This is a genomic window from Granulicella paludicola (assembly GCF_025685545.1).
GTDB classification, from domain to species: domain Bacteria; phylum Acidobacteriota; class Terriglobia; order Terriglobales; family Acidobacteriaceae; genus Granulicella; species Granulicella paludicola.
Genome location: NZ_JAGSYC010000026.1, coordinates 57,186 through 71,989, shown reverse-complemented (window position 1 = coordinate 71,989; position 14,804 = coordinate 57,186). Strand labels below are relative to the sequence as shown.

General features: G+C 58.8%; 7 protein-coding genes. 4 read left to right on the top strand and 3 right to left on the bottom strand.

Annotation, left to right across the window (positions count from 1 at the left end; translation table 11 throughout):
- Nucleotides 1-23 precede the first annotated feature (23 nt).
- Both OHL14_RS15870 and OHL14_RS15865 read left to right on the top strand, forming a co-directional pair.
- On the top strand, nt 24-1,454 hold the full coding sequence (locus OHL14_RS15870; protein WP_263380351.1) for a C45 family autoproteolytic acyltransferase/hydolase: 1,431 nt from the start codon (nt 24-26) through the stop codon (nt 1,452-1,454).
- A gap of 167 nt (nt 1,455-1,621) precedes the next feature.
- Nucleotides 1,622-4,471, top strand: coding sequence for a TonB-dependent receptor (locus OHL14_RS15865; protein ID WP_263380350.1), 2,850 nt, complete (start codon nt 1,622-1,624; stop codon nt 4,469-4,471).
- On the opposite strand, the gene OHL14_RS15860 is transcribed toward OHL14_RS15865, so the two are convergent.
- Complete coding sequence (locus OHL14_RS15860) at nt 4,468-5,367, bottom strand: transglutaminase-like domain-containing protein (protein WP_263380349.1); 900 nt, start codon at nt 5,365-5,367, stop codon at nt 4,468-4,470. The genes OHL14_RS15865 and OHL14_RS15860 overlap by 4 nt on opposite strands.
- Nucleotides 5,368-5,553: 186 nt before the next feature.
- Here OHL14_RS15860 and OHL14_RS15855 point away from each other — a divergent pair, with 186 nt between their 5' ends.
- Together OHL14_RS15855 and OHL14_RS15850 are read left to right on the top strand one after the other, a co-directional pair.
- Nucleotides 5,554-6,807, top strand: coding sequence for a peptidylprolyl isomerase (locus OHL14_RS15855; protein WP_263380348.1), 1,254 nt, complete (start codon nt 5,554-5,556; stop codon nt 6,805-6,807).
- A 115-nt stretch (nt 6,808-6,922) separates the two neighbouring features.
- Complete coding sequence (locus tag OHL14_RS15850) at nt 6,923-9,439, top strand: S53 family peptidase (RefSeq protein ID WP_263380347.1); 2,517 nt, start codon at nt 6,923-6,925, stop codon at nt 9,437-9,439.
- A gap of 67 nt (nt 9,440-9,506) precedes the next feature.
- Here the strand turns inward: OHL14_RS15850 and metK are convergent, their stop codons facing one another.
- The gene (metK, locus tag OHL14_RS15845) at nt 9,507-10,700 is read right to left on the bottom strand and encodes a methionine adenosyltransferase (protein WP_263380346.1); all 1,194 of its coding nucleotides are present in this window, start codon (nt 10,698-10,700) and stop codon (nt 9,507-9,509) included.
- Nucleotides 10,701-11,058: 358 nt separating this feature from the next.
- Nucleotides 11,059-14,778 (bottom strand): TonB-dependent receptor, encoded by a 3,720-nt coding sequence (locus tag OHL14_RS15840; protein ID WP_263380345.1) that lies wholly within the window; start codon nt 14,776-14,778, stop codon nt 11,059-11,061.
- Between the last annotated feature and the right edge of the window lie 26 nt (nt 14,779-14,804).

The window sequence follows — 14,804 nt, the reverse complement described above, 5'->3', positions numbered from 1 at the left end:
GCTTCACGTAGGAGACCTCTGCTATGCGCCTTGCAGCCCTCGCCTTACTTGCCTTCAGCTCTATCGCCGCCTTTGCCGCACCCGCGCCGGACAGTCGCCTCGACGGTGCCTATAAGTTCGACGAGGGTGGTTGGACCTACGTTCATCTTGCTGGGACGCCGGAACAGATCGGGTTTCAGCATGGGTATCTGCTCACCGCGCAGATCGAAGACAACCTCCATGTATTCCAACTCGAGAACAAGACGACGCTACACAAAGACTGGGCCTTCTTTCGCGACGCGGGCAAGACGGTGCTGTGGCCCCACCTCGACCCTGAATATCAGGCCGAACTGCAGGGCATCGCGGATGGCTTGAAGGCGCACGGCTCCAAGCTTGATGTCTGGGACGTTGTGGCGATGAACGGACAGCTTGAACTGACGGATTACTACCTTCCGTGGATGCTGCAGAAGCAGAAGAAGCCTGTGCCTGCTGGAGCGAAGGCTCCCGGCAAATGCAGCGCCTTTATCGCTACGGGGTCTGCGACGAAGGACGGCAAGATCGTGATAGCGCACAGCAACTGGTCTTCGTATGCCGAAGGCGAGCGCTGGAATTACATCTTCGACATCGTGCCCAGCAAGGGCCAGCACTTCCTGATGGACGGCGCGGCGGGCATCATCACCAGCCAGGACGACTTCGGCGTCAATGCCAGCGGGTTGATGATCACTGAAACCACGCTGCCGCAGATCAACGTCTTCGATCCCAACGCTACGCCGGAGTTCCAGCGCTCGCGTAAGGCCATGCAATATGCGACCTCGATCGACGAGTACGCGGCGATCATGCGCAAGGGCAACAACGGCGGCTACGCGAACTCGTGGATGATCGGCGATCGCAAGACGAACGAGATCGCCTACCTCGAACTGGGACTTCACCACACGCCGCTGACAAAGAAGAAGGACGGCTACTTCGTCTCGGCGAACTTTGTTGCCGACCCGGCGATCATCAAGGACGACACCAGTGGCTTTGATCCGAAGAACATGTCGAGCTCGATGAACGCGCGCCATATCACTGCCGAGCAGTTCATGCAGAAGCACTATGGCAAGCTCGATACCGCTCTCGCTGAGGCGTACCTCTCCGACCATTACGACAGCTTCGATAAGAAGATCGAAGCCGGCAAGCGCAGTCTGTGCGGACATGAAGAGACCTCGTCGATCGGCGAGCCGGTGTGGGACAATCCTCCCTTCGCTGCTTCGGGCGCTGTTACAGGCAAGGTGATGGACGCGAACATGGCGGAGAAGATGAGCTTCATTGCGCGCGCAGGACATCCCTGCGGAGAAGACTTTTTCGCAGCACCGTACTTTGTGGAGCATCCTCAGTTCGCCTGGCAGAAGCCGATCCTGCATGATATGAAGGCAGGCCCGTGGACGAACTTCCATGCCGGAGAGAAGGCTTCTCCGATTGCAGTGGCTTCTCGCTGAGGAACTAGTCGAGCTCGATGGAGAGACGCTCCGAGATTTCGGGGCGTCTTTTTTGGTTACACGGTAAGAAAGAATTTTGAAAATAATTTCAGCTCTGACCTAACCGTCTTTAGGATAGGTGGTCTAAACGCGCAGATAGCATTTCAGTTAGCTCTCCAGGAAAGTTTATGAAACGTATCCCGCAACTTCTGTGCGCATGCCTCTTCGTGTTGTGCCGCTCCAGGCTGTCCTTTGCGCAGAAGGCTGCGGCGACGGGCGAGATCGTCGTCAGTGGTGCGGTGCTCGATCCTTCAGGCGCAGCGATTCCTCATGCAACGCTGCACCTGCACTCTCCCAGTCAAGATAGCGAGACGAACACGGACGAAACGGGACATTACAGTCTGCAGGTTCCAGCTGCAAGCTATCAGCTGATCGTCTCAGCGGAAGGCTTTCGCACAGTCATTCGCAACGCCGTTTCGCTTTCGGTAAAGAATGCCACGCTGAACGTTACGCTCTCGGTTGCCTCGGAAGAGGAGCAGGTGCAGGTCAACAGCGAAGAGGGTTTGAGCACGGAGGGTGGGGCTAACAAGAGCGCGCTGGTCTTCTCCGGCAAAAAGCTCGACACCTTCTCGGACGATCCGGCCGTGATGACGCAGCAGTTGAATGCTCTGGCGGGTACCGATCCGACGAACCCGCCGCAGATCTTCGTGGATGGATTTTCCGGCGGAGCGATGCCGCCGAAGGAGAATATTCGCGAGATTCGCATCAACCAGAACCCAATGTCGGCACAGTTCGATCAGTTCGGTGGCGGCCGCATTGAGATATTCACCAAGCCCGGCACCAACAAGCTGCAGGGCGATGTTGCAGGCAACTTTGGAGACAAGGCGCTGAATGGCAACAATCCGTATAACAACGGCCCTGAGCCTGCGTATCACAACAGCTATATCAACGCAGACCTCAGCGGGCCGCTCGGCAAGAAGAGTTCTTATTTCTTCTCGATGACGCGCAACGATCAAGCTCAGAATGCAGTCGTCAACGCGACGACGCTCAGTGGTCCTGTTTCGCTCGCGGTGTCGGCTCCGATCCTCAGTCAGATGTATACGATCCGTTTCGATCGTCAGTTCGGCACGAAGGACACCTTCATCGGACGCTACATCTTCAACGATGTCAGTACGACGAACGGCGGTGTTGGTCAGTTTGTGCTGCCAGAGGCGGGATTCAACAGCGATTCCCGCACACAGACGCTCCAGATGACGGACACGCATGTCTTCTCGGCGAAGGTCGTATCGGACTCTGCGTTCCAGTACATCCGCACGCGAAGCCGGCAGGACCCGAACTCGTCCGCGACGGCGACTGTGGTGCAAGGAGCGTTCACCAGCGGTGGTAACTACTCGCAGGCGCTGGACGACAACCAGGACCGTTTCGAGTTTCGGGAGGAGTTCTCGATCACCGAAGGCAAACACTTCATCCGCACGGGCGGCCGTTATCGGCTTACGCGCGATGCAAACCTTTCGAGCGCGGGTTACAACGGGCAGTTCACCTTCAACAGTCTTACGGCGTATCAGCTCACGGAGCAAGGGCTGGCCGCAGGTGCGAGCGATGCAACTATCCGAGCCACCTGCGTGATCGGCACCGATGGGACGCCGACCTGCGGCGGAGCGACGCAGCTCACGGTGTCGAAGGGACAGCCGTCAGCTTCGCTCCTCACCGGCGATCTGGGAGTGTATACCGAGGACGAGTGGAAGGCTACGCCGAACCTGACGCTCACGTATGGGCTGCGCGTTGAAAGCCAGTCGGCGATCCCCGACCATCTCGACCTTGGGCCGCGACTTGAGTTCGCGTACTCCTTCAAACGTAACGCCAAGGCGAAGGAACCGATATTCGTGGTGCGGGGTGGAGCGGGCTTCTTCTACACACGCTTCACCTCTTCAAACATCCTGCAATCGCTACGGCAGAATGGTGTGTCGCAGCAGGTGTACTATCTCGCGAACCCAAGCTCGGACCAATACAACCCGAACACGACGACACCGCCTAGCACGGCGGGGCTCTCGGCTTCGGCTTCAACCGTGTATCAGATCGACCCACACCTGCGCGCTTCGCAGCGGATGCAGGGGCTGCTCTCCGTCGACCACTCCTTGGGCAAGTGGGGCAGTCTCTCCGTGATGTACATGCAGCGGCGCTCGATTCATCAGTTCGATTCGCTCAATATCAATGCGCCTCTGCCGAACGGCACGCGTCCGCTGGGCGGGCACCAGAATGTGTATCAGTTTTCCTCGGGCGGCGTCAGCAACGGCCACACGCTTGGCTTCAACCCCAATTTGAACCTGACGAAAAAGCTGTCGGTGTGGGCCTGGGGAGGACTTTCACACCAGGACGCCGATGCCTTTGGTGCAAATGTCTTCGCATCGAACAGCTATGACCTAGCAGCGGACAAAGGTCCGTTTGCTGGTGGATACTCGCCGCGGCAGCTGTTCACGGGCTTCAACGCGGAACCGGGATGGGATGTTCAGATCAACGGCTTTGTCGCACTCAGTGGGCATACATACTTCGACATCACCACGGGGCAGGACAACAATGGCGATACCATTTACAACGACCGCCCTGCGTTTGCTACAGACCTCACGCGCAGCTCGGTGGTGAAGACGGCGTTCGGGAACTTCGATACTAGTCCGATAGCGGGCCAGACGATCATCCCAATCAACTATGGCAACGCTCCGGGTCTTGCCTATACGGAACTTTATGCAAGCAAGAGCTTCCACTTTGGACCGCGTCCACCCGCCCCACCGTCGCCTCCTGCCAAGCCAGGTGATGCCGCAACGCCCGCGAAGCCGGTTGCGAAGGCTGACCTTCCTCCGAAGCGCTATCGCCTACAGATTGGCATGGGTATCGACAACGTATTTAACCATGTGAATCCGGGGCCACCGATTGGGGTCCTCACGTCGCCATACTTCGGCAAGTCGACGACACTGACCTCATTCTTTGATGCAAACCCGGCGGCGAACCGCGTGATCCGGTTTCGCTCGGCGTTCTACTTTTAGGTGGTCGCAGTCGTCGGCTGGGGAGGCACGGCGTTGTCCGCGGTGAACTTCACTGGAAGCGGGACAGGTTTTCCTTCAGCGTCGATTTCGACGGAGTCCACCCAGAACTTACGCAGGTCCGCATTGCCGAAGCTGGTGGTGATGGCGACGTCGGCAGCATCGCGACCAACGGCCATCAGCGTACGGCCGAAACGAGGATCATTGTGGCGAGCATCCATGTCCCACCACTTGCCGCCGAGCCAAACCTGATACCAGGCGCTGAAGTCGCCAACGCCGCTATAGGGCAGGCGGATGTCGCCGAGGTAACCGGTCACGTAGCGCGCAGGAATATTCATGCAGCGTGAGAATGTCACGGCGAGATGCTGGAAGTCGCGGCAGACGCCGACGCGCTCGGTGTAAACGTCCATGGCGGTCTTGGTGGCGCGTGCCATCTGATAGTTGAAGCTCACCTTTTCGTGCACCCAGTCGCGGATGCTGGCGGCGAGAGCCCAGCCGCTACCCAGATGTCCAAACGTATCCTGCGCGATGGCGCCGAAGCGGTCGACTTCGCAATAGCGGCTGGGTACGAGGAACTGCAGCACATCGGAGGGAAGATCTTCCACTGGCGTGGTGGGCAGGCCGAAGCCCTGCGGGTCACGCAGCTCGGGAGACTCAGTGATGTAGCTCCCGCGCAGCATCAGCAGGCCCGGAGGCGCGACGAAGCGCGAACAGCGGTTATCGAAGACATCTGTATATTCTGTGACGGCGATTGGCGCCGCGCTGCCTGAGGACTCGACGGTGCAGTTCTCTACGCCCTTCAGGGTCGGCAGCACGCTGGTATGGAGACGCAGCATCGAGACGATGGGCGTGGGCTTCTGCAACTCGAAGTGGATGTCGTATTGGGACTGGATTCGCAAATGGAACCTCGTGCAGAAGTGGAGTTAAGGACGCAGACAAGTGTATGAGCCTGGAGAATTAAGATGCCCGGAAGAGGATGCGGGGTGCCTTCGCGCGCAGACGGGGCGCGGAATGTGTGTGTCAGCCGACGATATCACTTTCGCATTAATGGCAAATCTCGTGGGAGGCCGTGATATCACAGAGGGATGCACAAACCGAGGTTTTTCTCTCTCGCTACTGGCGTCGCTTTCCTCGTGTCGCTTCTCAGCGTTCCCCACGGCGCGGCGCAGGGCCATCGAACGGCGAAAGGCCATGTGATTGTCGAGCCGACAGGGCCGATGGCAGTCTTCGACACGTCGTCGGGACGTGTCGTTTGCAGGCTGTACAGCAAGCAGGCACCTATCACGACGGCCAACTTCATCGCGCTGGCGCAAGGGAAGAAAGATTGGGCCGACGCCTCCAGCGTCGTGCAGCAGGGCAAGCCGTTTTACGACGGCACGCAGGTCTTCGGTATGACGGTTGGCATCACCGCTGGTGACCGCGCGGCGGTGGGTACAGGCATCGCGGGGCCGTCCGTAACTCCAGAGAAGACAGGGCTCGATGTCGACCGTGCTGGGCGCCTGATTGCGATGGTCGTGAAGGGTGCGCAAAGCAGCTCGATCATCGGGATACTTCAGGATGCAGATCTGGAATACAGCAAGCGTGCGGTGGTCTTCGGCCAGTGCGACAAGGATTCCATCGAGGTGGCGCGCAGCATCTCGCATGAGCTGATGAGCACAGACAATCATCCAGTGAAGCCCGTGGTGCTGCGTCGGGTGGTCATCGTCGCAGAAGGCCAGCCGCTGCCTGCGCCTGCGGGGCCTATCGCGGGGGAAGCGACGCTCTCAGTGCCCCCGTTGCCTGCGCCGGCTGTCGCACCGCCGGAACCGACCGGGCCAACCGTACAGATCGAGACGAGCAAAGGAACCTTCACTTGCAGGCTGTTCAGTAAAGAGGCGCCGATCGGGGTGGCGAACTTCATCGGACTTGCGCAGGGTACAAAGCCATTCAAGAGTCCCGCTACGCATGCGGAGGTGCGTGGCAAGAAGTTCTACGAAGGGTTGAGCTTCGGTCGCGTGATCCCTGACTTCATGGTGCAGAACGCGGACATGCCCGGCGATCCTGAAGGTGGTGGCAGCCTCGGCTTCAAGTTCGACAACGAGATCGTGCCGGGGCTTACCTTCGATCGCCCTGGGCGGCTGGCCTATGCGAACTCTGGACCCGGAACGAACGAGAGCGAGTTCTTCATCACCGAGCACACCGTGCATCGCCTGGACGGCAATTACACGATCTTCGGTCAGTGTGACGACGCCTCGGTGAAACTGGTGGAAGAGATCGCGCGCGTGCCTCGCGACGCCCACAACAAACCGCTGACACCGGTGGTCATCAGGCATGTATCGATCGAGAGTGTGCCCCGCTAAGGTCATGACCGAAAGAACAAAGTGGACAAGATGAAGATGGAAACAATTGGTGGCGAACTTCTATTGATGGCGGTATAGTTTTGCTATCTTTCCCCACGCCGCCCAAGGAAGTTTTATGCGTCTCGCGTCTCCTGTCTCCTGTCGAGTTCTGCTGGCAGTCGCCTTCGGTCTTTTCGCAGCCTCTGGTCCAACGCTTCCCATGCATAGTCAGGTCTCTCTCAAGACTCCTGTGCAGAGGGACCGCATTCCAGCACACGCCAACCTTTCTTCGCAGGCGATATTGAAGGGGCATGTGCCGGCCTGGGTAGGGAGCGAAAACCTCTCTCCCCTTCGAGTCGACCTTTTGACGACGATGCACGTATCGTTCATCCTGCAGCGCGATCCAAACGTGCAGGCGGCCTTTGAGCAGCTTCTTGCAGATCAGCAGAACCCTGCATCACCGCTCTATCACCACTGGCTAACCCCGCAACAGATCGGGCAGATGTATGGGCCGACACAGGCGGATGTCAGTGCTATCGCTTCCTGGGTTACTGCGCAAGGGCTGACGGTGGATGACACCTCACCGAGCCGCATGGTGCTCCGTGTCACGGGGCCGGTATCGAAGATTGGCAGCGCGTTTCAAACCAGCTTCAGCTATTACGGAAGACAAGGCAGAGAGCATCTTGCTCTCAATAAAGAGCCGTCGATGCCCGCTGCGTTTGCTGGCGTACTTCGGTACATCGACGGCCTCGACGATTTACAGCCTGAGCCAGCTGCCTACGGCGGGGTGGGACATCTGGAGCAGAGTTCGGCGGCCGTCGGCGAGAACCTTCGTCCCTTCTATACCGCCAGCAATGGAACGCACCTTATTACGCCGAACGACTTTAGCGTGCTGTATGACATCGGCAGTGTCTATGCCAGCGGCAACACCGGGGCAACGATCGGTGGAAACGCACAGCACATTGCTGTCATAGATCGCTCTGACGTTGCAGCGACGGATATTTCTGAGTGGGCCGCAAAAGTTGGGGTGACAAACTATAAGTTAAACACGATTCTTGCAACGGGTACGGACCCAGGACAGACGGGCAACGGTGACCAGCTCGAATCGACGCTTGACGTGAACCGCACGCTCAGTACAGCTCCGGGAGCGGTCACTGATCTTGTGGTGGCGCCCAATTCAACAGGGGGCATCATGGCAGCGGCTTCGTACAACGTGAACACGTTGCTCGACCCCGTTATGTCCATCTCGTTTTATGGTTGTGAGGCCGTGCATACCGCCGCGAATACGGCGGCCTGGGACACCCTCTTCCAAACCGCGGCAGCGGAAGGCATCTCCACGTTTGTATGCGCTGGAGACTCCGGGGCGGCTGGGTGTGCCTCGGATTTCGCTGTTGCGCCTGCGAACACTCCGGTCCGCAGCGTGAACTACATTTGTTCTTCAAGCTATGACACCTGCGTGGGAGGCACCGAGTTCAACGACGCAACAAGCGCGTCGCTCTACTGGTCGTCTACTAACTCCTCCGGACTTTCCTCGGTGCTGTCCTATATCCCGGAGGGCGCATGGAACGAGCCAGCGAACGTGTCCAATGGCGTGACGAGCTACGATGTGCAGGCGGGTGGTGGCGGCGTCAGCCAGTATATTGCCAAGCCCACGTGGCAGACAGGCGTCGGCGTTCCGGCAGACGGCTTTCGCGACCAGCCTGATGTCTCCTTCAGCTCTGCCGTGCACGATGCCTACTACTCGTGCCTGGCGTACTCCGGCGGAAACTGTGCAAATGGCTATTACGAGTATCTAGCTGGCACCTCGGCGGCTGCGCCTGCCATGGCCTCGATCACCGCGCTGCTCAATACGAAAGCTGGCGCAGCCCAGGGCAACCTGAATCCGTTACTATATCGCGTGGCGCAGACGGCACCATCTGCCTTTCACGACGTGACCGTGGCTACCTCTGGCGTCAGCAACTGTTCTGTCTCGGTCGCGTCTATGTGCAATAACAGCACGCCAAGCTCCACCGCTCTCACCGGGGGGCTTGCGGGTTACGCGGTCATAGCAGGATATGACCAGGCGACCGGGTTGGGCTCGCTCGATGTGGCAAAGTTCATCACCGCTGCCACCACGCAGTTCAGCGTTGCGGCAAGCACTCCTTCGCTGAGCTTCATTTCAGGCGCCACGTCAGGCAATACTGACGCCATCGTCATCACGTCGGTAAACGGCTTTGCCGGGTCCGTTTCGCTAAGTTGCTCGGTCAGCACGAGCACCGCGGCGTATCAGCCAAGTTGCGCGATCAGTCCTGGCTCTGTCACCTTGACGGCCACTGGCAACGCGAACGCAGTTGTGACCATCTCGTCGACCACGGCAACGGCTTCGACACCAGTATCGATGCAGCACAACTCTATCTACGCCGCCACACTGGGCGGAGGCGCAATCTTCGCGCTGCTTATGGCCTTCGCACCCCGACGCCGTTCCTGGCCGAGCCTCGCGTTGATGGTCCTTGCTATGTCGTCTGTCGCGACACTGATGGGTTGCAGCGGAAACTCCGGGACTACGATCTCAACGCCTGTTCCCAAGAGTAGCGCTGGAAACTACACCGTCACCTTAACGGGCAGCTCCTCTTCGGCGACAGCTAGCTCCATCTTTGCTGTCACCATCAACTAGAGCTGTCATCTTCAAAGCAAAACGGGCGATCCTGGCGGATCGCCCGTTTTGTTTTCGTACTGACTGACTACTTGGCAGCGAGCTCAGCCTGAGCGCCAGCCTTCAGCGCCTCAGCCTTGTCGGTTGCTTCCCACGTGAAGGAGTCGCCCGAGCGGCCAAAATGGCCGTACGCAGCGGTCTTCTTGAAGATCGGGCGGCGCAGGTCGAGGCTCTCGATGATGCCCTTCGGCGTCAGCTTGAAGTTCTCGCGGACCAGCTCGATGAGGCGAGCTTCCGAAGCCTTGCCTGTACCGAAGGTGTCGATGCGGATCGAAACCGGCTCAACCACGCCGATGGCGTAGGCAAGCTGTACCTCGCAGCGGTCTGCGAGACCCGCAGCGACGATGTTCTTCGCAACGTAGCGCGCCATATAGGCAGCCGAGCGATCGACTTTGGTCGAATCCTTGCCGCTGAAGGCGCCGCCGCCATGACGGCCCATGCCGCCGTAGGTATCGACGATGATCTTGCGACCAGTGAGGCCGGTATCGCCCATCGGCCCACCGATAACGAAACGACCGGTCGGGTTGATGTGGTACTTGGTGTTCTCATCGAGCAGCTCGGCAGGGATGACGGCCTGGATGACGTTCTTCAGGATGTCGGCGTGCAGCTGATCGTTGGTGAGCGTGCTCTTCGGGTCCTTATCGCTGAACTCAGCGTGCTGCGTCGAGATGACGACAGCGTCCACGCGGACGGGCTTATAGTTCGCGTCGTATTCGACCGTAACCTGGCTCTTGCCATCGGGACGGAGGTAGCCCATCAGGCCGGACTTGCGGACCTCGCTCAACTTCTCAGCGAGCTTGTGAGCCAGCGAGATCGGCGTGGGCATCAGCTCAGGGGTCTCGTTGGTGGCGTAGCCGAACATCATGCCCTGGTCGCCGGCGCCGCCGGTATCCACACCCTGCGCGATGTCGGGGCTCTGGCGGTTGATGGTGGAGATGACGCCGCAGGTATCGCAATCAAAGCCCTTGAGCGCATCGTCGTAACCGATCTCGCGGATGGTCTCGCGAACCAGCGTCTGGAAGTCGACGTAGGCCTTGGTGGTGATCTCACCGGCAACGACGACGAGGCCGGTGCAGGTCAGCGTCTCGCAGGCTACGCGGCTGTAAGGATCCTGTGCGAGGCAAGCATCCAGAATGGCATCGGAGACCTGGTCGGCGATCTTGTCGGGGTGACCTTCGGTCACAGACTCACTGGTAAACAGAAAACGATCGGTAGTAGACAAAGAAGTGGTACTCCATAAGTTTGAGATAGCCGGACACGCTCGTGTCGATGTAAAGAGGGACCCTGAGCGCCCGACGACCTTCCATCTCACCGCACACGTCCGCGAGGCATCGCGTGCAGATTTGGGAGACTCCGGTCGCTCCAAAGAGCCGAAGGATTCGGGCAAAACTAAGGCCGAACTCCGGATACAACGGAACCTTACTATTCTACCCGTCCGCAGGGCTGCGTCCAAGGGGGAGCACCGGGAGGCGGAAATCCGGGCCTGAGCGGCGCTCCCGTCGTTTGAACGGGCAAATGTACGGTGCAAGACAAAGGCGCCCGCCGTAGCGGACGCCCTTTGGGTTGGTGTTGCATGAGTGTTAGAAGCTGATCTTGCCGCCGAACTGCAGGATGCGAGCATCGCGGTAGCCGGTCACCTGTCCGAAGGTGGTGGACGATCCGATGCTTGTTCCGATCGAGTTCACATTCGTGTGGTTAGCTACGTTGTAAGCCTCCGCGCGGAACTGGAAGTTCAGGCGATCGTAGACGCGGAAGTTGCGGAAGATACCAAGGTCGGCCTGGTTAAAGCCGGGGCCCTGAATCGTTCCACGCTTTGCTGTTCCGGGGTTGTTTGTAACCGTGGGGCTGGGAGCAGCGAACGCGCCGCTGTAGAACCAGAGGGCGTTCTCGTACGTTTTGTTATGGATCTTTACACCGTGACCGCTGTTTGGGTCTCCAAGTTGGTTGGGGCGAAGACCTGCATTGGTGTTGCCGAGCACGCCGATACCGGCGTTGTCGGTGATGTAGCCTGTCGTTGTTCTGCCGTTGAAGACGCTGGTGACGCCGCTGGGCAGGTTGTATGAGGGTGAGTAGGCTGAGCTGGCCGATACCGTGAGCGGTAGGCCGGAGTTGATGGAGTAGATGAGCGAGATCTCCCATCCACCGATCAGATGGCCGGTCAGACCCTTCTGCTCGCGGTACCAGGGAAGTTCGTATACGCCATCCATGGTCAGTACATTGGTGCGGTCCGCAGCGGCACGACCGTAGTCGGCGTTTACGTTGTAGATGTTTTGGATGAAGCCGCTATAGTCCGCAGGAGCATTGGTAAGGTCGCGCGACCAGGTGTAGTTTGCGTCGATGTATGTCTTACCACTGAAGTGCTTGGTGACCTTGGTCTGCAGCGAATTGTAGTTTGAGCTGAAGATCGACTGCATCGCATCGATCGCGAAGTAGCCAAGGTAGGGTCTGATCTGGTTTAGTACGCGATCGCAGGTTGAGTTCAGGAACGATTGCGCGTTGGTGTCAGGATCGATGCAGGCGCTACCGGAGTTGGAAGGTTGCACCTTGCCCACCCAGGAACCCGGAACCGGTTGGTTGATCTCTTCTGCACCGAGCAGGTGTGTGCCGTGATCACCGAAGTAGCCCACGTCAAGAATCAAGGTAGGGGTGATTTGCTGCTGAATATCAAGCGAGTACTGCTGCACATAAGGCGTCTGATAGTGCAGCGGGACGGCCTGGATGCGGCCCGGCGTCGACGATAGAGCCGTGAGTGCGCCGCCTGCGGGGCTGTCGAAGGAGGCCTGACCAACAGAGTACGTTGCCACAGCCGGAGGATTGTTGAAGACCGTTGTCTCGTAGTAGCTGACCTCGGTATCGTCGAACGACCAGCCGTAGCCGCCGCGGAGACTCGTCTTGCCATCACCGAAGACGTCGTAGGCGAAGCCGAAGCGAGGAGCGAAGTTCGTGTTTTGCGCCATGCCTACCTTGTTGCCGTAAGGGGACGCCTGGTTATTGTTCGCAGAACTGGGACCATTAAAGATCATGCCGTTGATGTAGTTGATACCGGCATAATCCGCCGAAGCATTCGGCGATGTGGAGAGTCCAGCGTTGCTGTTAGCTTGGCTGCAGGTTCCGGTGAAGCAGATAAGGCCTGTCGTAGCAATGGTCGGGGCTGCAGCAGCGGAGTACTTTGAAGGATCAAAGTTGCTCAACTGGCCGCGTGCGTCCCACGGTTGTCCGTAGTACTCGTAGCGGACACCGAGGTTCAGTGTGAGGCGAGGCGTGATCTTCCAGTTGTCCTGAACGTAGGCCTCGTACAACGCTGACTTGATGTCGGTGATGGGGTCCTTCGATAGCTGGGTAAAGCCGCTATTTGCGTTCCCTATGAGGAAGTTCGCGAAGCCCTGGGCTTCGGCTGCTCCGGAGGCACTGTTGGCCGGTACGCAGCCAGCCGTCGGTGTAGCACCGCAGGCGTACTGCGTATCATTGCCGAAGCTGAAGCTGCCGTTCGTGCCGGTCGTGTTGTTCTCCAGCTTCTGGTAGTGGCTGTAGGAAAAGCCGGTGATGAAGGTGTGGTTGCGCCACGTCTTCGTCACGTCGCCGAAGGCCTGGTGGTTCGTTCCGTGGTCGGTGTACGCAAGGCTGCCGCTCAGCGCGCTCATACCGCTGGTGGTGATCGCCGGGACAAGGCCAACGGTGTTGGCGTAAGGCTCTGGGATGTTGATGTCTGGGGATTGTGAAGACGCGAGGAAGCCAGCCGGAGTGCTGATGATGTTGCCGTTCGAGAAGGCATACCCAACATTCAGCAACAGGGTTGGACTGAAGACGTACGTACCGTGAGCAAGATGCTGCGTGCCGGGGTTCACAACCGTAGTGGGGTTTGCGCCGGGGATCGGGCTCGCCGTGCCAAACTGACCCTGGCTTAGGTACTCAGGCAGCGTGTCATGCAGGTAACGGTAGAAGATGTTGATCTTCTGCCCGAACTGCTGATCGATGCGGACGACCGTGTCCGTATTGTTCTGAGTGTTGCGGAAGGTGTTCAGGATGGTGTGCGGGTCAAGGTTGTGTGCAAGGTCATAGGCCACGTTCGGCACGGGAATCTTACTGTAGATGTCCTTCATGTAGGCCTGTGCAGTAGGCGACAGAGTCGTTACCTGTGTGCCAGAGGCGGTACAGCTGTTTACCTGTGTTGCCGAATTATTTGAGTATGCGGTGCAGACGCTGACGGGACCTGTCGTCCAGGTGGTGCCATTCTTAATGCCCGACTGCGTAAAGTCGCCATTGCGCTCTGAAGCCATCGGCACAAGACCCTGCACGTTCGCGTTGTAGATGACTTCGCGCAGGAAGTCCTCGGAGACAAAGAAGAACGTCTTATTGCGGCCATCATAAATCTTTGGAATATAGACCGGGCCGCCGAAGTAGAAGCCAAAGTCGTTGTAACGGTAGGGGGAGATCTTGGTGCCAAGGAAGTCGTTGTAGTAGCCGTTCGCGTCGAAATCGTCATTGCGAACGTACTCGTACGCTCCACCGTGAATGCTGTTGGTTCCCGACTTCGTGACCACGTCGATCTGGCCGGAGGCATTTCGACCGAACTGTGCGCTGTACTGTCCGCGCTGTGTCTTGAACTCGGCGATAGAGTCCGGGCTGGGATAGGTGTAGAGCGTCAAGTTCGCTCCACGGTCCAAGTTGTCAGCGCCATCGATCGTCCAATTGTTCGAGGTGGTACGACCGCCATTGACAGAGAACGCCACGGTGCTCGAAGAGCCATCGACGCTGAGCGGGCCCCGTGCCAGCTGATTGCTGCCGCCGCTGAAGGACACGCCGGGCTGCAGGTTCATCAGACTCTCGTAGTTCCGCGTCGAAAGCGGCATTTCGTTGATCTGCGTGCTGTTGATAAGGCCCGCTGAGCTTGCATCTTCGAGGTTCACGCGCGCCTGATCGGCGGTGACGGTGATGCTCTGGCTGGAGTCGCCAGCTGTCAAAGCGCGGTTGACCGTCAGGGCATCGCCGACATGCAGTACGAGTCCGGTGACGGACGACGTCTTGAAGCCACCATCGCTGATCTTGACGGAGTAAGTGCCGAGAGGCAGCGAAGTCGCACTATAGGTACCGGCGGAGCTGCTCGTCAATGTGCGCTCGACGTGGTTGCGGTCGGTGTTGGTCAGCAAGATGGTCGCGCCTTTTACGACGGCACCGGTGTTGTCGGTCACCGTTCCGCTGATGCTGCCGGTAGTGGCGTCCTGCGCATACACACTACAGAGAGTGACAGCAAGCAGGGCTGATAAGGCGAATGCCCGGGTAAGTTTTGTAAAACGATGCATCTGAAGCCTCCTCGGAAGTGGTGCAA

Excerpts from the sequence above, each read along its gene's own strand:
- OHL14_RS15840 (WP_263380345.1), bottom strand. The coding sequence starts at position 14,778 with ATGCATCGTTTTACAAAACTTACCCGGGCATTCGCCTTATCAGCCCTG.
- OHL14_RS15850 (WP_263380347.1), top strand. The coding sequence starts at position 6,923 with ATGCGTCTCGCGTCTCCTGTCTCCTGTCGAGTTCTGCTGGCAGTCGCC.
- OHL14_RS15870 (WP_263380351.1), top strand. The coding sequence starts at position 24 with ATGCGCCTTGCAGCCCTCGCCTTACTTGCCTTCAGCTCTATCGCCGCC.
- OHL14_RS15865 (WP_263380350.1), top strand. The coding sequence starts at position 1,622 with ATGAAACGTATCCCGCAACTTCTGTGCGCATGCCTCTTCGTGTTGTGC.
- OHL14_RS15855 (WP_263380348.1), top strand. The coding sequence starts at position 5,554 with ATGCACAAACCGAGGTTTTTCTCTCTCGCTACTGGCGTCGCTTTCCTC.